Annotated in this window: 17 protein-coding genes; 7 read left to right on the plus strand and 10 right to left on the minus strand. The window is 46.1% G+C overall.

Going from position 1 to position 19,256, the window contains the following annotated elements; genetic code table 11:
- Positions 1–16 precede the first annotated feature (16 nt).
- The 6 genes from MHI52_RS18690 to MHI52_RS18715 form a co-directional block, all read right to left on the minus strand.
- On the minus strand, positions 17–1,015 hold the full coding sequence (locus tag MHI52_RS18690) for a sensor histidine kinase (RefSeq protein WP_340982223.1): 999 nt from the start codon (positions 1,013–1,015) through the stop codon (positions 17–19).
- Positions 1,012–1,725, minus strand: coding sequence for a response regulator transcription factor (locus tag MHI52_RS18695; RefSeq protein ID WP_340982222.1), 714 nt, complete (start codon positions 1,723–1,725; stop codon positions 1,012–1,014). Before MHI52_RS18695 ends, MHI52_RS18690 begins: the two co-directional genes overlap by 4 nt.
- Positions 1,726–1,808: 83 nt before the next feature.
- Positions 1,809–2,783 carry a sugar kinase gene (locus MHI52_RS18700; RefSeq protein ID WP_340984809.1) on the minus strand — a complete coding sequence of 325 codons (975 nt, stop codon included), beginning with the start codon at positions 2,781–2,783 and terminating at the stop codon, positions 1,809–1,811.
- 71 nt (positions 2,784–2,854) lie between these two features.
- Positions 2,855–3,898: an SPFH domain-containing protein gene (locus MHI52_RS18705; RefSeq protein WP_100527281.1), complete on the minus strand. Its 1,044-nt coding sequence runs from the start codon at positions 3,896–3,898 to the stop codon at positions 2,855–2,857.
- 266 nt (positions 3,899–4,164) lie between these two features.
- Positions 4,165–8,544, minus strand: coding sequence for a glycosyl hydrolase 53 family protein (locus MHI52_RS18710; protein WP_405157448.1), 4,380 nt, complete (start codon positions 8,542–8,544; stop codon positions 4,165–4,167).
- Positions 8,545–8,801: 257 nt separating this feature from the next.
- Positions 8,802–9,518, minus strand: coding sequence for a YceI family protein (locus tag MHI52_RS18715; protein WP_076317527.1), 717 nt, complete (start codon positions 9,516–9,518; stop codon positions 8,802–8,804).
- Positions 9,519–9,710: 192 nt separating this feature from the next.
- On the opposite strand from MHI52_RS18715, the gene MHI52_RS18720 reads away from it, so the two are divergent.
- Positions 9,711–10,397: a response regulator transcription factor gene (locus MHI52_RS18720; protein ID WP_036613325.1), complete on the plus strand. Its 687-nt coding sequence runs from the start codon at positions 9,711–9,713 to the stop codon at positions 10,395–10,397.
- Positions 10,382–11,848 (plus strand): HAMP domain-containing sensor histidine kinase, encoded by a 1,467-nt coding sequence (locus MHI52_RS18725; RefSeq protein WP_047843507.1) that lies wholly within the window; start codon positions 10,382–10,384, stop codon positions 11,846–11,848. The genes MHI52_RS18720 and MHI52_RS18725 overlap by 16 nt, the downstream gene beginning before the upstream one ends.
- Positions 11,849–11,944: 96 nt before the next feature.
- Here MHI52_RS18725 and MHI52_RS18730 read toward each other — a convergent pair whose 3' ends face one another.
- A complete protein-coding gene (locus MHI52_RS18730) occupies positions 11,945–12,757 on the minus strand; it encodes an AAA family ATPase (RefSeq protein WP_405157449.1) in 813 nt (270 codons plus the stop codon).
- A gap of 344 nt (positions 12,758–13,101) precedes the next feature.
- Here MHI52_RS18730 and MHI52_RS18735 point away from each other — a divergent pair, with 344 nt between their 5' ends.
- Both MHI52_RS18735 and MHI52_RS18740 read left to right on the plus strand, forming a co-directional pair.
- Positions 13,102–13,254 carry a DUF1540 domain-containing protein gene (locus tag MHI52_RS18735; protein WP_074095586.1) on the plus strand — a complete coding sequence of 51 codons (153 nt, stop codon included), beginning with the start codon at positions 13,102–13,104 and terminating at the stop codon, positions 13,252–13,254.
- A gap of 202 nt (positions 13,255–13,456) precedes the next feature.
- On the plus strand, positions 13,457–14,914 hold the full coding sequence (locus MHI52_RS18740) for a 4-hydroxyphenylacetate 3-hydroxylase family protein (RefSeq protein ID WP_405157450.1): 1,458 nt from the start codon (positions 13,457–13,459) through the stop codon (positions 14,912–14,914).
- Positions 14,915–14,935: 21 nt separating this feature from the next.
- On the opposite strand, the gene MHI52_RS18745 is transcribed toward MHI52_RS18740, so the two are convergent.
- Genes MHI52_RS18745 through MHI52_RS18755 form a run of 3 tightly spaced genes read right to left on the minus strand, consistent with a single transcriptional unit; the run spans position 14,936 to position 16,819 of the window.
- Positions 14,936–15,502: a nitroreductase family protein gene (locus MHI52_RS18745; RefSeq protein WP_405157451.1), complete on the minus strand. Its 567-nt coding sequence runs from the start codon at positions 15,500–15,502 to the stop codon at positions 14,936–14,938.
- A 52-nt stretch (positions 15,503–15,554) separates the two neighbouring features.
- The gene (locus MHI52_RS18750; RefSeq protein ID WP_076250045.1) at positions 15,555–16,361 is read right to left on the minus strand and encodes a hypothetical protein; all 807 of its coding nucleotides are present in this window, start codon (positions 16,359–16,361) and stop codon (positions 15,555–15,557) included.
- A 5-nt stretch (positions 16,362–16,366) separates the two neighbouring features.
- Complete coding sequence (locus tag MHI52_RS18755; RefSeq protein ID WP_017687802.1) at positions 16,367–16,819, minus strand: flavodoxin; 453 nt, start codon at positions 16,817–16,819, stop codon at positions 16,367–16,369.
- 226 nt (positions 16,820–17,045) lie between these two features.
- Here MHI52_RS18755 and MHI52_RS18760 point away from each other — a divergent pair, with 226 nt between their 5' ends.
- The 3 genes from MHI52_RS18760 to MHI52_RS18770 all read left to right on the plus strand — a co-directional run bounded on the left by MHI52_RS18760 (position 17,046) and on the right by MHI52_RS18770 (position 19,181).
- A complete protein-coding gene (locus MHI52_RS18760) occupies positions 17,046–17,909 on the plus strand; it encodes a class I SAM-dependent methyltransferase (RefSeq protein WP_017687801.1) in 864 nt (287 codons plus the stop codon).
- 2 nt (positions 17,910–17,911) lie between these two features.
- Positions 17,912–18,643, plus strand: a complete 732-nt coding sequence (locus MHI52_RS18765; protein WP_405157452.1) for an RluA family pseudouridine synthase — start codon at positions 17,912–17,914, stop codon at positions 18,641–18,643.
- A gap of 193 nt (positions 18,644–18,836) precedes the next feature.
- Entirely contained in the window at positions 18,837–19,181 is a 345-nt protein-coding gene (locus tag MHI52_RS18770) for an MGMT family protein (protein WP_036613313.1), read from the plus strand.
- Positions 19,182–19,256: the final 75 nt, after the last annotated feature.

Consider the following 19,256-nt stretch of genomic DNA (forward strand, 5'->3'; position numbering starts at 1 on the left):
ATGGGCAAAGCACTTTTCACTTCGGATATTTCGAATGAATCCAGCTGAATCTAACCAACGTTCCCTCATTCGGCTCCGAAAACAACTCGACACGATTATCCAGGCGGGCACTGATCTCACGGACCAGATATAATCCCATTCCCGTAGATTCGTGGTATTGTCTGCCCCGTTCGCCTGTAAAATAGGGATTAAACACGCGATGAATATCTTCGGACGAGATGCCGATTCCCTCATCCTGAATGTCCAGGATTGTACGCTCTTCCTGCTTATAGCCTGTAATGATCACTTTTTTGCCTGATTTGCTATCAGAATAGTTCACGGCATTGGTCAAAATCTGGGTGAACATGAACCGCAGCCACTTGGAGTCACTATATATCTGGAGGTCGCCCTCCATACGGATATCCGGCGTAATGCCTCTGCGAATAAACAAACGTCGGTTCTCTGCAATGCTACTTCGAAGCACATCTTGCAAAGACAACAGCTCCACACGAAAATCCCCTTCGAACTGTTCAAGCCTTGATGAATGCAAGACCATTTCAAGTCCTTTGCGTAGCTTATCCAGCTCATCCTGAATACTGCCAGCCGTCTCATCGTCCACATCTTCCAAGGTCAGTTGGATAATGGACAACGGGGTCTTCATCTGATGAACCCAGCGATTCATGAATACCACCTGCTGTTCCTTGCTAGTACGTAACAGCCCCATCTCGTTCTGCCGATTACGCTCCAGTTCATGTAACAATTGCTGGATGGCTTCCGCCACGACCGAATTTCCAAGCGTTTGGAAAGGTCCGTTTACCAGTTTTCGTGGTTGTTCAAGCAGACGATAATACGCTCGCAGCTGGAAGTAACGTATGATCAGATAGACCAACAGCACAACAGTACTGATCAGCATGCCATAGAGAACAATCTTCATCGGACGGCCCTCACCAGAGAGCCAGTACACACACGGAACCAGCAGCATCTGTAACACATAAAATCCAACTAACATCTGGTGGTCTTTCAGGAACAGTCTCATTTCCCTTTCCCCTGTGAGGATGAATCCAGATCCAACACACGATAACCCGCTCCGCGAACCGTCTCCAAAATCTCTTCTGCACCCAGCTCCTTCAACTTCCGGCGAACACGTGTAATATAGACATTCAACGTATTATCATCAATAAAATGCTGATCTTCCCACATCTGTTCTAACAATTTTTCTCGGCTGATAACTCGCCCTGCCTTCGCCATCAGCGCTTCCACCAGTATCGCTTCCTTCTGTGTCAGCTCGGTAGAACGCTCATCATATTTCAATACAAATCGCTCAGGATAAAGGATCATGGGACCGTTCTTCACCTTCACTTCCTGTTGAACAGCAGCGTAAGAACCATAGGCTCTGCGCAGCTGACTACGGACTTTGGCAAGAACAACTTCATATTGAAAAGGTTTTGTAATATAATCATCCGCTCCATGTTCCAACGCCATAATCTGATCCATACCACTATCACGAGCCGATATGAATAAAATGGGACATATGGAATGTGTGCGTATCTGCCTGCACCAGTAGTATCCATCATATTGAGGCAAATTCACATCCATCAGCACAAGGTCCGGCTTCACTTCCACAAATTCATCCAGTACATGACGAAAATCATCTGTGACCTGTACCTGGAATCCATTTCGGGTCAGATAAGCCGCCAGTAATCCTGCTAACTTGGCATCATCTTCAACCAACAATATCGACTGCATCGTTAACCCTCTTTCCGTTTCCTGACGTCAGTGTATCACATCTAGTTACCCATTCTAGTCGGAAACGGCTTGAAAATAAAGGTTTAGACCACGAGACGTCCCCTCTTCTCTGCCAAACCAATGATGGCTTCTACCCCTGAATTAAACTCAAGAAAATCCTGCTCGACCCCATCGCTGAAAATAACACCGTCCTCCGGCATCTGGGATACAATGTGCAATGGCTGCTTTGAATGAATCTGTCCAAACACGAGATTGGCCGCTGTCGTCCGGCTCGGGAACGGTTCACGTACTGAAAAATATAAATAAGGCGCATCCCAGTTAAAATGATTCAGCTCTTGCCTGCTTCCATGAATGGATGCGGATGCTGTAGCGACCTCCGCTTCGGAATTCATGTTCTGCCATGCAGCCGATCCAACAATGCCGGTGGCTCCCGCCAGCACACTTTTGAACCAGCCTGTCGATCCCATGCCTGTGGATACAATGATGCCACTGGAAGATTGTTGTTCTGCGGATGTACCCAAACGCACTTCATAACGAGCCGATACATGTGTCTTCCGACCAATGAACAGATCATTCACACCATATAGATACTGTCCATCATTGAGTTCCACTTTGGCGAGAGTGACTTCTTTCAAGGTTCGTTGCTTTCGAATGACATCAGGAACAATGAAGCTCAGATCCTTCACGGTAAAAGGTAATAACACGCCATCCCAACGCATCGGGTCCGGATTCACACCGATGAGCGGCTGCTCGGTTACGTATTTGAGGGTGTTGGCTACAAGCCCATCCTGTCCAACCACGACCACGATATCCTGATCTCCAAAGATAAAATTGGGCACATGTTCCCGATCAATCGTCTGAACCCGTCCCAATTGACCCAGTTGCTGCTGGGCCTGCTGCACAGATAGCCGATAACGACGGTCTTCCTCCATATAATCACTGAAGTCTGCGCCCAGACGTTCAATATAGAACTGAGCTTGCTGCACCGTGTTATATCGAACCACCAACTCTTCCAGTCGGGTCCGGCGTTTCACCAGAATCAGCTTGTGTTCACTCATCCGATCATCTGCCGTGGCCTGCTGACGTACTGATTTCCCTGCCTGCTCTGCTTGCTCTCTTCTTCCTAATCTCATCTCGCTCGACCTCCCTGATCTCTGCCTGGCGCAGGAGACATTAATCCCTGTAACAGATCCGGCGAGATATTTAGTTGCCCAATCTTGCCTGCATTTTCAGCCAGTTCCTGGAACGCGAGTGCGATCAGCTTATCAGAATTCATGCCCATATTCGCCATTGCTTGTAGTACATTGGGCTGTACATTTTGCAATGAGTTCATCACGGCAGCAATCTCATACGCTTTGGCGTCTGCCTCGGCATTGTGATTAGCAATAGTTAACTCAATCAGTTGCTGCTTACGTTCCTCCATCGCTGTATTAAACTGAAGCTGCTCCTGCTCCATCTCGTTTTGTTTCTGTTTCACCGAGCGTTCTGTCTGCAATTGGGTCTCACGAATTTGCTGTTTCTTCGTCTCTACGGCAATTTCGGTGTTCAGTTCGTTCTCTTTCACTCGTCTTTCCTGTTCAATCGATGCATTCCGACGTACATAGAGCGCTTCATCTGCCTGACGCAAAATCTCTTCCCGCGCCTGTGCTTCCAATGCACGCATCGTCTCTTTATTAGGCAGAATGGCCAGAATCGATAGACTCATCAACTCAACGCCCAATTTCTCCAACTCTTCACTTTGTACAACCTCGCGTTTCATGCTGCTTGCCAGCCGTTCACTGGATTGAATAGCTTCTTTCAGCGGCATTTGCTCCAGATGTTTCTTGGTTAGTACTTTCGCTGTGGTGATCACCCGTTGATCCAGCTTGCCGGGGTCGTCGGAGATATACCGATTTTTGCGCAAATTGTACGTGTAATTCAGGCTCTGGGTTATTTTCAAATAATCCACAATGCGATAACTTAATTGCCCCTGCACAGTAACCGTCTGATAATCCGCCGTAATCTCTTCAAACATGAACGGTACATCCACCGAGGATACGGGTAGAACCACTACCGATGTGGTCGGCTCATAATAATAGAAAGACAATCCTACACCTTGACGCTGTACCTCACCATTTTTCACCTTCATGACATATTCACTGGGTTGAAATTTCGCAAATCGGAATCCAAACATAGCTCATTCCCCATTTCTTAATATTGTCGTTTTGATATTATCGAAATGATAACAAATGAATTCGATATTGTCAATACGACATTAACAAATTGTTTATATGCCTATTTAGAGAAAGCGGGTCCGTTATAATCTCTTTTCACAAAAAATAAAGAGACCGAATCATATGATCCGATCTCTTTACCTGCTTTGTTATTTTCTATTCATGAGTGTTGATAATGCCACCAAGCATCATCCTTCATAATAAAAACGGACGTTTTGAACTACCTCTAATACAGTTGTTCCATCAGTCTGGCGACTGCAACAGCTCCCTGTGCACGGTTCGCTGTTTCTTTCGGAGCAAACGTGCCATCAGGCATGCCATTTAGCAGCCCAAGTTGTTGCATTGAGGCTACAGCTTCTTTGGCGTATGCTGCGATCTCGGCGTTGTCTACAAACACCATATTTCCTTGTACAGAATTGGTCGCACCCTCACGCTGCACAACCTTCAGTGCTCTGTTCAGCATAACGGCCATTTCTTCTCGTGAAATGCGTTCATTCGCTCCAAAGCTTCCATCTGCTCGGCCTTGAATTATTTCCATTTCCATTCCAAGTCGTACTGAATCGGTATACCACTGCCCTTCCTTCACATCCGTTGGTGTTGAAATAGATGGATCCGGCTGGCGTGCATCACCAATACCTTTAATAATCATTTGCAAAAATTGTGCTCTGGTCAGTTCACCTTGCGGGGCAAAACGAGTTGCGCTCATCCCCGAAATAATCCCTTTACCGTAGAGGTTCTGTACCTCTCGGATTGCCCAATTGTGATTTTGCAAATCATGTAATGGCACTTCAACTTCTTCAATGACATAACTGCCGGATTCCAGTGGTTTGAACGCCATCGTTTTGGTCTTATCATCGTACTTGGAATACGTAACAGGTTTCATTTCTCCACTTGGAGATATGGAATGTACAATCATAACTACATCACTCTTCTTAGGTTGCTCCACATTGGATAGAGCAACTTCAACTGCTCTGTTTGTCCATTGCAATGGCTTATTGTTCATTAACAGATTCACATCAACAATCGCATGATTACTGATCGCTGCTTTTTGAGATGTGGACAATGTATCTGTCGATCCTTTTGCCACTACGATGTCGAACGTTCCCTCAGTCTCCGCAATGGTTAGCGGGAGTGATCTCAGAGGAACACGAACGGTAGTCTGTCCTACAACTACATCCAGGGATTTCACTTCCTCGGAACGAATCCATGCCGCCAGTTGACTTGCAGCCAACTGGAATGTGACTGTCTTGGCTGTGTCGGGTACATCTGCAAGCAGTTTCAACGTACGATTTCCTGCATCCATGGATTGCAGTGCCTGGGTTAATTGAGATACATCTGGACGAATCGAATACTTGTCATTCCCGGTTGCTGTTCCTTTTACCGTTATTAGACCCTTAACTGGCGGATCACCAGGTTCAACCGGTGGTGTTACAGCCGGATTCCCCGTTGAAGGAGCTGTTCCCGGGTTGGAAGGTTGTGATGATGGTACACTTGGTTGTGATGGCTGGCCAGGGCCAGGTGTTACATCTTGACGTACAAGCTTACTCACAGCATCTTGTAACGCACGATCCGCATTGCTTACATCTTGCGTTGAAGATTCAACATCCAGAATGAATGCCTTCGCTTCAGAAAGTGCCTTACTGAACACATTCCAGCTTGATGTCGTGTATTCGGTTTGTTTTAATTTCTCAGCGGTATCTACAGTAGTTTGCAGTGCAGATTTGTCCGCTGGGAACGTACCGTATGCTTCAAATTCCATGAATCCTACCCATGTGGGACCTGTTTTAATCGTTACCCGAATGTAACGTCCCTCCGTGCCTTCTGGAAGTACATGGCTAGGTGCGGTTGATACAACTACATCACTTGTGGTGTCCACTACTTTCACAAAATTTTTGTTATCGTTGGACACTTCGATCGTATATTTGATGCCGCCACTCCACATCGACATTTCGATTTTACGGAGGTTAGCAACCTGACCCAAATCCACTTGCCACCAGCTATCCTTACTCTGGTCTGTTCCCCATGAAGTGTTCGGATTGTTGTCAATTGCACCTTCAGGAGAGTTGGCTTGATTGCCTCCTGTCCCTGCACTACTTGAAGCCGTTGCCGTTTTGCCCGTTGTTAAAGCCTCCAGAGAGACTAGATTAGTAAAGGCTTGTTTCAACGTACTCAGTGCTGAATTCACCTCAGACTGGACAACAGCATTGTTATCTCGGACCTGAATCGCTGCCTGCAAAGACTGTTCCAATACAGACCAGCTCCGGCGTGTATAGGAAGATTTAGTCTGCTGTTGCATTTGTTGAATGTACTGGTGCAGTTGTGTTTTGTCCACATTGGATAGACCTTGAATGGCATCATGCAAACGTTTAACCGCTGTATTCGCATCCGTCTGTGTTGCTCTTGGATCATTCAAGATCTGATCAGCGCCTTCCAGCGCTTTGGTCAATACCGCCCAAGTGGCCGCAGACCAGTCAGCCTGCTGATACGTACGCGCTTCCGCTATTTTAGATCTGAGCTCGTCAAGCTGCGGGGTGATAACCTGCATCTGCTGCATCACACGTTCCAATGCTGTTGTCGCTGCATCTGTATCTAATTGAGTTACCCCACCCGGCGTGTATGCCTGTTGGTATACATCATTCGCTGCCGAGATTGCCGGAGCCAGAGTCACCCAGCTTTCCGGAGTAAAATCAGTCTGTACCAATGATTCGGCTCGTGTAAGTGCCGCATCCAGTTGCTGGCGGTCTGCGGGCAGAAGCTCCAGTCCGCGTTTGTACACATCAAGGGACCATAACGCTCTGCCTTCATAAGAATGCCCGCCGTTGGCCGGAAATTCGTCGTAATCAAACATGGCTTGGTTCTCCCATGCATTCCCTTCAGATGCAATCCAGCCTACACCGGCCGGAATCCAAGCTGGCTCCCAGTAGAAGAAACCTGCTCCATGATTATCCGGCACGTTCGCAATCATGTCCATAATGCCGGCGATAGCATCATATTGACCTTGAACGGTTGCGGGGAAGTCTGCTCCCCCTACATGAAGCGCTTCATCTGATCCAATGATATTTCCATGAGCGTCCCCGTTTTTGTAGGAAAACGGATAGGACGTTTCAGCGATAATGACATCTTTGCCAAACTCGACTGACACTTCATTCATCGTTTTCTGTACATCCGCAAACGTCCCATGCCAGAACGGGTAATACGACAGTCCGATAATGTCATATTCCAGTCCGCCAGCACTTAACTCTTTAAAGTACCATTTGAACGTATCCACCTTGCCACCTTCAGCCAGATGGATCATAATCTTCACCTTATCCGCGTTATCGGTGATCTCTCCTTCTACTGCACGTACAGCATCAATTCCGCTTTTCAGCAATGCAACATTTTGCTCGAAATCCACGTCGCTGCTCAAACCGTTCAGAACACCACTGTTGATCTCATTACCGATCTGCACCATATCAGGCATGGCGCCCTTAGCTTTCATTTCTCGCACAACTTCATACGTATAGTTGTATACGGCCTGCTTCAGCTCTTCGGGCGAAAGACCTTCCCAAGCTTTTGGACGAAGCTGCTGGCCCGGGTGCGCCCACTCATCCGAGTAGTGGAAATCCAACAGGATCTTCATACCTTTTTTCTTCACCCGCTCGGCCAAACGAATGACATCGTCCTTGTCGTTGTATCCCCCTGATTTCTGTGGATCATTCCACAGACGAAGACGCACATAATTGACACCGCGATCCTTGAGAATATCGAGCAAATCACGCTCTGTACCGTTGCTGTCCACGTATTTGCCGCCTTTGTCCTCAATGGCAGTCAACGTGGAAATATCAACACCTCTAACATAGTCTGCACGATATCCCTCAACGATCACTTTAGCTTTAAGCTGAGGTTCTGGAGGCGCACCATATACAACTCCTGTTACCGTAAATTCGCCTGCAGAGGCGTATTGCATAGGGTCGATATAATCCCAAGTCACAGGTACCATTCCCGATTTTTCATTCTGAAACTGTGCCTTTACCTCGTTGGGCAGAATTGGCGCACTTCTGGTCACCGTTCTCACTTCGATCTCATCATATCCTTTAATATTGGCTGGTTCAGTTCCTTCTGCTTCTCCCCACACTTTGAACTCCAATATTTCCGGCCAGACACCCTCACCCTTGTAAAAAGATATGTTCAATCTGATGTATCGCACATCATTCTGCTGAAACGTCAGATCAGCGATCTGTTTGGGATCGGCATTTTCATTTTGATCAGCAACGTTGGTCCATGCCTGCTGATCAGCAGATGTTTCTACCATATATTTCACAACCGTGTTTTCTCTCCACGTTATCTCCGCTCCGGACAGATTGTAGTCTTCACCCAGATCAATCATCACCCACTGTGGTTGTTCCGTTGTCACTCCAGCCTTAGCAGCCCAATGCGTGTCACTTTTACCATCAACCAAGTGCTCCTTTTTGCTCCAATGCTCCAAATATTCTGTGCTTACCGAAACCGCCTTGTTAAGTGCCACGTTCACTTTTGCATCTTCTGCAGCCGCTGGACGAACCATCAACCCCAGATCACAGAACAGCATTAGTAATACCAGACACCCGCTTATGTACCTTTTGTTCACTCTTGATCTCCCCCTTTTTGTGTTTGATTGTGCATGGATCAATGAATGTTATGATTCCTCCTCATTGTAAGCGCTTAATAGCGATGGGTAACACGGCATTTTCCAAAGGAAACAGCAGTTATTTTAACAATATGATCCTGTGACAGTTACATTTGAGTTATATTAATCACACTATTTTGTAAGAAAAACAAAAAAATCTGTCCGTCTACCGTAAGGCAGAACAGAACAGATTTTCAGGTATATGATCATTGTTACACTTATTTAGAAAGTTTCAATTCAAGTTGTACCTGGATATCATTTTCAGTCGAGAGCACAACGGAGTGCGGATTTTCCATTCCGAAATCTTCGAACGTTACCATCGATGTTGCCGACAACAATACTGCATTATTCTCATAAGCAGCTTTTGCGTCAAAGGTTACTTCTTTTTCAATACCTTTAACCGTAATGGTACCATTCATTTTGATATCAACCGTTTGACCGACAGGCCATTCCGCAGGTACCCCTTCAAATGAAGTCGCTGTAAATGTAGCTTGTGGATATGTAGCAACGTCGAAGAAATCGGCTTGCTTCACGTGACCATCACGCTGTCCATTCCCGGAATCAATTCCGTCCATCTCGATCTGTCCTTCTGCCTTCATCTGAGCAGCATCATCTACATTAATTGTCCAATTGCCTGTTACCTTCTCGTCCACAAAGTTAACTGTCTCCTGTGATGTGGTTACGGAGAAGTATACTTTGGAACCTTCGCTGATGCTCCAGTCTCCGTTCAGTTGCTCTGCTCCAGCAGTTTCATTGGCTACAACCGTTCCTGTGCTATCTACAGCTGTGGTGGAAGTCGCTGTGCTCGCAGGAAGCACCTGCTCAATCTCCACGTTGTTCCCCAAGTAACTGTTTGTGATATAGTAACCACCGCCACCGATTACGGCAACCGCCGCTACACCTGTAATAAGCCATGCTTTTGCTTTCTTGTTCATCTCTATGTTTCCTCCAGTACATGATTGTTTAGGTTGCTTCTTGGAGTGAATCATATCAATTGAATGTGTCAGGAAGAAGTCAAGATAAGACAAGTCACATATTTTTTTGAAATCCGTAATACAGGATTGGCTTTACGCTCTGGCTCATGTAAAATCAGTACAAGTTTACAAAGCGAAAGGAGAACGCTTTTTTTGAAATCCATACTTATCGTCGAGGATGAGCAAGCTATTGCACGTGTATTGGCTGCTTATCTGAGAAAAGCAGAATTTGAAGTTCATCATGCAGCAGATGGACCGACTGCACTTACCCTTTTTGATACCGTAACGCCTTCCCTTGTATTACTTGATGTGATGCTGCCAGGAATGGACGGATGGGATCTGCTGCGAATTATTCGTGAAAAAAGTGCTTGTCCCGTGATCATGCTAACTGCACTGGATGACATTTCAGACCGTCTCAACGGACTAAATGCCGGTGCTGACGATTATATGAGCAAACCTTTTGTACCGGAAGAAGTGGTTGCCAGAGTTAATGCGGTGTTGCGCCGTAATCCACATTGGACCTCAGGTGGCGAAGAGAAGCGTTCTTTTGGAAATCTCGTCATTGATCTTGCTGCCAAGCAGGTGCTGCTGAACGGTGCAGAGGTTGCACTCACACCTCGTGACCTGTCGTTACTGTTCTTCCTGTCCGATTATCCGAATCGTACATTTACCAGAGATCATCTTATTGAACAGGTATGGGGGATGGACTATGATGGCAGTGATCGTGCTGTGGATCTATCGATTAAACGACTACGTCAAGCCCTCTCCCACTGGTCGCCAGAGACGGGAGAAATTCGGACGTTGCGAGGAATGGGGTATCAATTTTGGATCGCCAACTGAAACAGAAGAAACCCAAACGAACGATATCCATTCTGTCACACTGGACACTGCGATATTTTCTCATTTTGTGCATTGGTTTCACGATTATTGCGGCAGGGGCACTCTACTGGATTCGAACAACTTCCATTGAGAAAAGCCTCAAAACCGCAGAACTGCTTGGTCTGGAGATTGCCGATCGAGTGACCAGTGAGAATAATATGCTTCGAGTTCCACCCGATCTGGACAGACTGGTAACCAAGCGAGAGAAACTATTCAACACAGATAATTATTTTTGTGTCATGATCTTGGACAATAACAATCAATTGATCTTTTCCCAGCCTAAAATGGAGCAAAAAGATGTGCATTATCGACTGTCAGACGACTATCTTGAACCGCGAAACAATAAATATGCAGGTGTAACGGTCAACATATCCGAGGGCGATCAAACCTTGGGCAAAGTGTGGGTCATGCAATCCAAACAATCCATTACATTTGGTCCAGAGACGATATGGCTCGTGGCTCTAATCCTCGGAGGACTAATCCTCTGTGGATGGTTTACAATCTATCTCCTGTCCAAAAAGTTATCCAGACCGATTCGTCAGGTCGCCTATGCCGCTGAACAGATTCGAGGTGGCAATTATGATGTGAGTCTTGACTTGAATACACGAGAACGTGAGATCAATGAACTTGTAAATTCATTTCGCGATATGGCCACTCGTCTCCAGCAACTTGAAGAATGGCGTACACTTTCGCTGGCAGGGGTAAGTCATGAACTCAAGACACCGGTAACTTCCATCAAGGGGCTCGTTATGGCAGTACGTGACGATGTTGTGAGTCCACAGGAAGGTAAAGAATTTTTGGATATCGCTTTGAAGGAATCTGAACGCATGGAGCGAATGGTCGCAGATTTGCTTGACTATAACGCCATGGCTGCAGGAAGTGTTGCCGTTCGAAAGGAACGGACGGATCTGAAACTGTTGGTCGGTGAGATCATCTATCAGTGGAAGATTGCGTACGAGGACAAAATGCCAGAGGTTCAGCTGCATGCACCTCCGATTAACTTTTTTACCATGGGGGATGCTCTTCGCATTCAGCAGATCATTGTCAATTTACTCAATAACGCACTTCATGCCACAGCTCCTGAACAGAAGGCTGTCTTCGACATTTATCTAAGTACAGAAGAACAGATGCTGTACGTTGATGTTAAAGACCACGGCACAGGCATCGCAGCCGAAGAACAACCCAAAATCTTCGAACGGTTCTATCGTGGAGAACTCAAAAAACGTCGTAACCGCGGTCTGGGTCTAGGATTAACATATAGCCGCCTACTCGCTCAGGAACAGGGCGGTGAACTGACACTTGTCTCCAGCAGCCCGGAAGGTAGCATGTTCAGATTAAGCCTGCCACGCTGGACTGCAACACAAGAAGCTATGAATACTGAAAAAGCATACGGAGCAGCCGTTAAAGTATAAAGCACCTCGCTAACATGACAATTAGCCCAGAACTCCATTCAGGAGACTGGGCTAGTTCAACGTTGTTCTTTGTTGCTTTATCCAGAACGGAAGCAATCAACACTCTAATACACGTGGTCTGTATTCATCGTAAGCATCCGAGATCAGTTGCTTATGAAGTGCACTACTGGAAATGATTGCTTTCCGCTTTGCTTTCAGAACGATCTGCTCTATATCCGCATAACTGCACCCAGTCAAGCGTTCACATATGTAATCTTCCAGCCGAGTCTCCTGTTCAAATGCCCCTACCAATTTGCTGATATACAATTTGCGACTCGAATCATCAGGCATACCGTAGGTCATCTTCGTATCAAACCGCCGCCAGATGGCGTGATCCAGCTGGGTTTCCAGATTCGTCGCAGCCACCAGAATACTGTCCCCATCGAATTCGTCCAGACATTGCAACAACGTATTGACGACACGAGCCATCTCTTTCACTTCATCATTGCTCTCACGTGTCCGGCCTATGGCATCAAATTCATCCAGAAATAACACACAGGGATTCATTCGTGCATATTCGAATAACTTACGCACGTTACTCCCCGTCTCACCAAGATGGCTATGAATGATCGCATCTAATCTCACAAGAACCAATGGCAGATCAAGGCGCTCCGCCAGATGTGATGCCGTTAATGTTTTTCCCGTACCGGGAGGCCCGAACATGACCATTTTGTTGGGGATTGATACATCATGCTCTCTGAACTTCTCTTTCATGCCCAGAATGGTGACAAATTCATTAATGATGCGTTCATTTTCAACGGAAAATACAATATGCTGGGCTTTATGTCTACACTCTTTCGGCGTGTAAAAAGTAGCCATATCGATCCCTTTCGCGCGGGGAATCCGGTTCATATGGTTTATTTTGCTCATGTATTCACATGCTCCTTCATTTATGGTTTCGTGTAAATGTTTAGTTCAATTTATATAGAATCAATTAGACTTTTAATCGTAATTATTACTATTAAATAATAACATACTACTGCCTTTTTGCAAATATAACCACAGCACGTCCACTATTTTGCCACAGATGGGGGCATTTGGTTGCAAGCTTCAATTAAATTTGCTATTCTAAGTATGCATCGTTGTGTATAACGCAAAAAAAGCCCTCCGAATTTCACGAGAGCAAAAATTTCCCAGATTAACAAGCGGCAACTTGTTATATCCGGATTCTTTATACCAACGACTGTAATCCAATTAAAGTGAGGTTAACAATCATGGCAAAAGACGTATTGTGTGAAGTTAATTCCTGTCGTCACTGGGCTCAAGAGAACAAATGTAACGCTTCCTCGATCTACATCGTGAGTCACAGTTCCAAAGAAGCAAGTCAGTCTGCTGAAACAGACTGTAAGACTTTTGAAGTAAAATAAGTAATTTCATGTGATTCACTTAAAGGAGCCCTTACCGGTTCCTTTTTTCTTTGTCTATTGTAACAAGAATGATAATTATTATCAAGCCCTATTCTGTAAAAATCCTTCTCACCTCTTAAATGCACATTGGACAGATGACCTACGTACACTACGTAAGAAGTCAGTATGCCTATGAACGATTAGAACCAAGAGGTGAATAACAATGCCTGTTAAAAGTGGCACACAGTATCGCGAACGAATTGATGCACAGTCCGTCCCTTGCTGGTACAAAGGTAACCTTATTACTGGTAAACGCTCTGAACATGTAGCATTTGCTGGCTTAATGGAGACTCAGATGCACATGTATGATCTGCAATCAGATTCTAAATTTGCAGAAACGATGACGTATGCTTCCCCGGCAGACGGCAACCCTGTGGGCATATCCTTCCTGCCTCCAACCAGTGCCGACGACCTCCGTAAACGACGGGAAGGGATGAATATCTGGGCAAATGTGCATCATGGCTTTCTTGGTCGCTCACCCGATTACATGAATACAGCCATAATGTCCTTTTACACAGGTGCCGATCTCCTGAACGAACTATCTCCCCAATATGCAGAAAATCTCAAGAATTATTATGCGTACTGCCGTGATCATGATATCACGCTATCCCATGCCTTCATTCAGCCATATGCCAGCAAAATCTCAGGGCAATTGGATGCTACTGAGGATGCTATTGCCGCAAAGGTCGTAGATCGCACCGAGGATGGCCTCATTATTAGCGGAGCATTCATGATGGCTACACAAGCTGCCACTTCGGATGAGATTTTTGTCTATCCGTCACCTTCTCCCGCCCCATTTGATGACGAAAATCCATTTGCATTCTCTTTTGCTGTCCCCAATGATCTTCCAGGAATCAGTCTGGTATGCAGGGACACCTACGCAGCCGAATCTCACACCAACTATCCCCTGAGCTCCAGATATGAAGAAATGGACAATATCGTCATCTTTGACCGGGTGCTCGTTCCGCATGAACGAATATTTTTTGCAGGAAGTGAGGAAATGTCCTCGCGTCTCTTCAGTGGTAGTAACTTTCATATTCACGCAGGTCATCAGGTATTGTGTCGTTATATTGCCAAGACGGAATTTGTTCTCGGTACAATCCAGCTTCTCACGGATACGCTGGATCTGAATACGGAAGCACATGTTATAGAGAAATCTGCACGTGTGTTCGCAGGTCTTGAATCGTTAAAAGCATTGGCCTTGGCCGCGGAGGCAGGTGCAATACCAGACGGAAGAGGATTTGTATTACCTGCACCCAAACCGTTGATGGCAGCCAATCTCCTTTTTCCGAAACTTTATCCTGAGATGATTGAAATTCTGCAGCTCTTGGGTTCGAGCGGGGTGATTATGATCCCTCAGGAAGAAGAGTTTCAATCCGATATCGCTCCTTCACTGAATATATATCTGAAAGGGAACGATATGCCTTCTCACGAACGCAACGCTCTGTTCCGCCTGATCTGGGAGCTTGGGTCTGGTTCATTCGGGGGCAGACAGACCCAATTCGAACGATTCTTTTTTGGCAATGTCCTTACGGTATCCAATCGGTTGTTCTCCGTCTACAACAAAGATCAGACGAATCGTCAGCTCGTTCGTGATTTTCTATTCAACACCAGCATATAACAGAACTAATGAATCATTTTTTTAGACCAGATGGTCATAGACCGTCATCAGTTCAGAGGCTGGTCTGCTTGCATCCATATCCCGCAATGCAGGCTGGTCTCCGTAACCGATATGGAATACCCCCAGCACCTTCTCTTCACTTGTCAAACCCATCAAATTCATAAACACAGGATGTTGTTGATAATCATTGATCTTCCAGACAGCATTCAACCCCTGTTCCGCAGCCAGAATACTAAAGCGTTTGCTCCAGGCTTTGGCAGGCAGAAGATCATCCTCACGGGCATTTCTAGGCGCCACGACAACCAGATGGGTAGGGATTGCTTCCGTGTATTGATATGTAGCCCAATCGCCGTAGCGATCAGCCAGATGGGGTGGATAGCTCTGTCTGACCGCTTCCAGATAAAGCTGTCGTCCTTCGCCTGCAAACAACATAAACCTCCAGGGTTCTGAACTCATTACATATAATGAAGGATCTGCTTCATCAAGCAACTTTCGTATAACCGACTGGGGTACTGGCAACGGACTGAATTCGCAAGTTCCTGCACGTCTCTTGCTGTTGCTTATATCTTGACCTAGACCGGTAGACATGGCAACTTTCCCTCCTCTATCTGCATGATATATTGTTATCCTTCAACTGTCTTCACATCAACCATGTTTTCTTCGGTTCAATAGCTTCCGTTCTCCAGCGATCTACCTCTTCGTGTATGCGCGCTTTATCACGCGTCGTAAACTGTTCTGACTCCACCACTTCTGCTTGCGGCATGCTGTCACGTATCAAGCGAATGTAGTCCATGGAACGTATCAGAGACTGGCGTCCAGGGATGTACCTTATTTTGCGTCCTTCCAACAAACAGTATATCTCGATCATACCCGGTAATTTTCCGAAGGCTTCCCAGCAGAATGCACTGACCATATGCTGAAACGCCTCAACTACGTTTGGATCATGGACAACCATATATTTCTGAATCAGCAGCGAATCCCAGCCTTCGGGTTGCCAGGCCGCCTGAAATATCATCGATAAATGCATGGATAATGAAGGTAACTCCGTTCTCCACTGTTCAAAAAGAATGGCTGGATGCTTTAAATCATCGTTCATTGCAATGGCGAGTGACAATTCATCCGTAATCTTGTTCTTCACATCCCAGTAATGGAGAACAGATTCGAAACCATCCGTCTTTCTGGGCCACCACTTCTCAAGTAAATACTGTACGGGTACCTCTTTGCGAACATCGGGGTCGAGACTGTAAAAAGCATTGACCGCATGGCTCACCGCATATTGTACACGGTGCCTCCATTGCAGTGGAAGACGCTGCTCAGACACTGGTTCAGGGCGGATGAATCGGTGTGGGCTGCGCAGCATTTCTTCCAATCTGTAATCTTCAAGCAGACGTCCAGGAAGGTCATTCCTTCCGACTGGCATCGCTGCCTGAACATTATGTCTTAACATGATCTTTAGGATACCTGTAATCCGGCAGCAGCGAAGCGTTTGCCAAAGTCACGGCATGTTTCTTTCTCCTGCTCAAGTGGACTGTATTCAATTTTCAACATCTCTGGAGATACCTCCGCCCCACGCTCTTGCAGCTTGGCAGCCGCAAGATCAACTGCACCGCAGAACTGCTCATACGAGGTGTCACCACTACCAAACACCGCAGCTCTCTTACCACTCAGGTCAAGCTCATCCAGCTCCTCATAGAAATCAAGGAATTCATCTGGCAACTCCCCGTCTCCCCAGGTGTACACACCGATCATGAATCCGTCATAGTCCAATACATCAGATGCATTACAATCCGTTACGGATTTCAGGTCTGCCTCGTGGCCTCCCTGTGTAATTCCTTCCACAATCAGTTCTGCAATTTCTTCTGTATTTCCTGTCATGCTCGCATAAGCCACTAACAATTTAGCCATCTATTTTTCCCTCACTTTATTTGATCATGTTATATTCTCTCTATGAAGAAAGAATGAATTTTTGATTAACAAAATCATATGTGATAATGATTATCATTGTCAAATTAAATTTTTGGTTATCTTTGTTTTTCAGTATATGGTGCACTCCCGTCCCCCAACTGGCGTCCAAGCCCTTTTTTGTTGTACAATAGTATCCAAATGACTTTTGAAGGATGGATAAATCATTATGTACGTAGCTAAGAATTGGAAGGACTATGAAGTAATCGATACAGGAGGCGGCGAGAAACTGGAGCGTTGGGGAGATGTGATTTTACGCAGACCCGATCCACAGATTATCTGGCCCCTTGAGCAAGAAACCAATGAATGGCGTCAGGTGCATGGTCACTATCATCGCAGCTCTTCCGGTGGCGGTAACTGGGATATGAAAAAGCCCATTCCCGAGCGTTGGACGATCGGATACGAAAACCTGAAATTCCACATTAAACCTACCAGCTTTAAGCATACTGGTCTGTTCCCTGAACAAGCCGCCAACTGGAGCTGGATGATGGATAAAATCTCCAATGCAGGACGCCCTATTTCTGTTTTGAACTTGTTTGCCTATACAGGCGGAGCAACGGTAGCCGCAGCTTACGCAGGCGCTTCTGTTGTGCATGTGGATGCAGCTAAAGGCATGGTTCAATGGGCTAAGGAAAATGTTCAATTATCCGGACTGGCTGATCGCCCTGTTCGTTTTATTACAGATGATGTATTCAAATTTGTACAACGGGAACAACGTCGCGGAAATCGTTACGACGCTATTATTATGGACCCTCCTTCATATGGCCGTGGCCCTAATGGAGAGACATGGAAACTGGAAGAGAACCTATATCCTTTCCTGAAGTCATGTATGACGATCTTGTCGGATAATCCATTATTCATGCTGGTTAACTCCTACACTACGGGCATTTCCTCTACGGTTCTGCGCAACATGTTGACCATGACGATGTCTGCTCAGTACGGTGGTGACATTACTGCAGGTGAAATTGGTCTGCCAATTACACGTAGTGGTCTTGATCTGCCTTGTGGTATTCTGGGCCGTTGGGAGTCTTAATCATGTCAGAACATCGGCATGATCACGATGCAATTCCGATTCTGTTCGAAGACAACCATCTGTTAGGCATTACGAAGCCGGTCAATGTACCTACACAGGAAGATTCATCAGGTGATCCGGATTTGCTTACATTGCTGAAGCAGGATCTGAAAGAACGATACAACAAACCTGGCAATGTTTATCTCGGGTTAGTACACCGACTTGATCGTCCTGTTGGAGGGGCAATGATTTTTGCCAAGACTTCTAAAGCAGCTTCGAGATTGTCCGAGACTGTGCGGGGACGTCATTTCCGTAAAATATATGCGGCTGTTGTACACGGCAAGTTGCCTGCACAGCAGGGAACGTTAAAACACACGCTCCTGAAAGATGCACGTACAAATACCGTTACTGTTGTACCTAAAGGTACGGCTGGCGGTAAGGATGCCGTGCTGGATTACCGTGTTATCGGCGAGACAGACCGTTACAGCCTCCTCCATATCGAACTGCACACCGGCAGATCTCATCAGATTCGAGTGCAAATGAAAGAAATCGGCTGCCCTCTGTATGGGGATCAGAAGTACGGCGCAAGCGTGAATAAACCCGGGCAACAGATTGCTCTATGGTCTGCGATTGCTGCTTTTCCTCATCCAGTTACTAAGGAAGAAGTTATTCTGCAATCTTTGCCTGCAAGAGAATTCCCCTGGGCAGAATGGCCAGACGCTGTGTACCAAAAAGCTTTTGGACAATCTCAATAAATACGTGTTCAAAAAGACTGGTTTTCAATACCGATACGATGGGATCAGAAGCGGTATTATCGAACAACCTCTATAAGTGCACAGGATCAGGTTACATCTGTCCATACAACGTGTCGTTCAGATTCTGTATCTGAACGACACGTTTTCTTATATTTTCAGCTGTATACCTAAAATACAGAGAGGAGACATCATGATGACCCCGTTTACCAAACAAGTCGTTGCGATCATCGCGGCGATTCCCGAAGGTAAAGTGATGACTTACGGTCAGATTGCAGCCCATGCCGGGAGTCCAAGAGCCGCGAGACAAGTCGTACGTATTCTGCACTCGATGAGCCGCAAGGAACGTCTGCCCTGGCACCGTGTCGTCAATGCAAAAGGAGAAATCTCCATACCGGACGAACACTCGCGCATGATGCAGGAAACAGAACTGATTAGCGAAGGTGTGGAGTTTCAACTAAACGGAACCATTAATCTCAAACAGTTCGGTCATGAGCCCGATCCTGTATTTCTTATCGATCCAACGATCCAGCCCGAATAATAAAGTACTCTCCTCCTATCGCGCACACCAAAAAAAGAGAACTCAGGCAGTTAGGGTTACCCCTTCGACTGCTAG

Source organism: Paenibacillus sp. FSL H8-0283 (genome assembly GCF_045040675.1).
Classification (GTDB): domain Bacteria; phylum Bacillota; class Bacilli; order Paenibacillales; family Paenibacillaceae; genus Paenibacillus; species Paenibacillus amylolyticus.

Excerpts from the sequence above, each read along its gene's own strand:
- MHI52_RS18770 (WP_036613313.1), top strand. The coding sequence starts at position 18,837 with ATGACCCCGTTTACCAAACAAGTCGTTGCGATCATCGCGGCGATTCCC.
- MHI52_RS18730 (WP_405157449.1), bottom strand. The coding sequence starts at position 12,757 with ATGAGCAAAATAAACCATATGAACCGGATTCCCCGCGCGAAAGGGATC.
- MHI52_RS18690 (WP_340982223.1), bottom strand. The coding sequence starts at position 1,015 with ATGAGACTGTTCCTGAAAGACCACCAGATGTTAGTTGGATTTTATGTG.
- MHI52_RS18740 (WP_405157450.1), top strand. The coding sequence starts at position 13,457 with ATGCCTGTTAAAAGTGGCACACAGTATCGCGAACGAATTGATGCACAG.
- MHI52_RS18750 (WP_076250045.1), bottom strand. The coding sequence starts at position 16,361 with ATGTTAAGACATAATGTTCAGGCAGCGATGCCAGTCGGAAGGAATGAC.
- MHI52_RS18705 (WP_100527281.1), bottom strand. The coding sequence starts at position 3,898 with ATGTTTGGATTCCGATTTGCGAAATTTCAACCCAGTGAATATGTCATG.
- MHI52_RS18700 (WP_340984809.1), bottom strand. The coding sequence starts at position 2,783 with ATGAGTGAACACAAGCTGATTCTGGTGAAACGCCGGACCCGACTGGAA.
- MHI52_RS18755 (WP_017687802.1), bottom strand. The coding sequence starts at position 16,819 with ATGGCTAAATTGTTAGTGGCTTATGCGAGCATGACAGGAAATACAGAA.
- MHI52_RS18715 (WP_076317527.1), bottom strand. The coding sequence starts at position 9,518 with ATGAACAAGAAAGCAAAAGCATGGCTTATTACAGGTGTAGCGGCGGTT.
- MHI52_RS18745 (WP_405157451.1), bottom strand. The coding sequence starts at position 15,502 with ATGTCTACCGGTCTAGGTCAAGATATAAGCAACAGCAAGAGACGTGCA.
- MHI52_RS18695 (WP_340982222.1), bottom strand. The coding sequence starts at position 1,725 with ATGCAGTCGATATTGTTGGTTGAAGATGATGCCAAGTTAGCAGGATTA.
- MHI52_RS18760 (WP_017687801.1), top strand. The coding sequence starts at position 17,046 with ATGTACGTAGCTAAGAATTGGAAGGACTATGAAGTAATCGATACAGGA.
- MHI52_RS18735 (WP_074095586.1), top strand. The coding sequence starts at position 13,102 with ATGGCAAAAGACGTATTGTGTGAAGTTAATTCCTGTCGTCACTGGGCT.
- MHI52_RS18765 (WP_405157452.1), top strand. The coding sequence starts at position 17,912 with ATGTCAGAACATCGGCATGATCACGATGCAATTCCGATTCTGTTCGAA.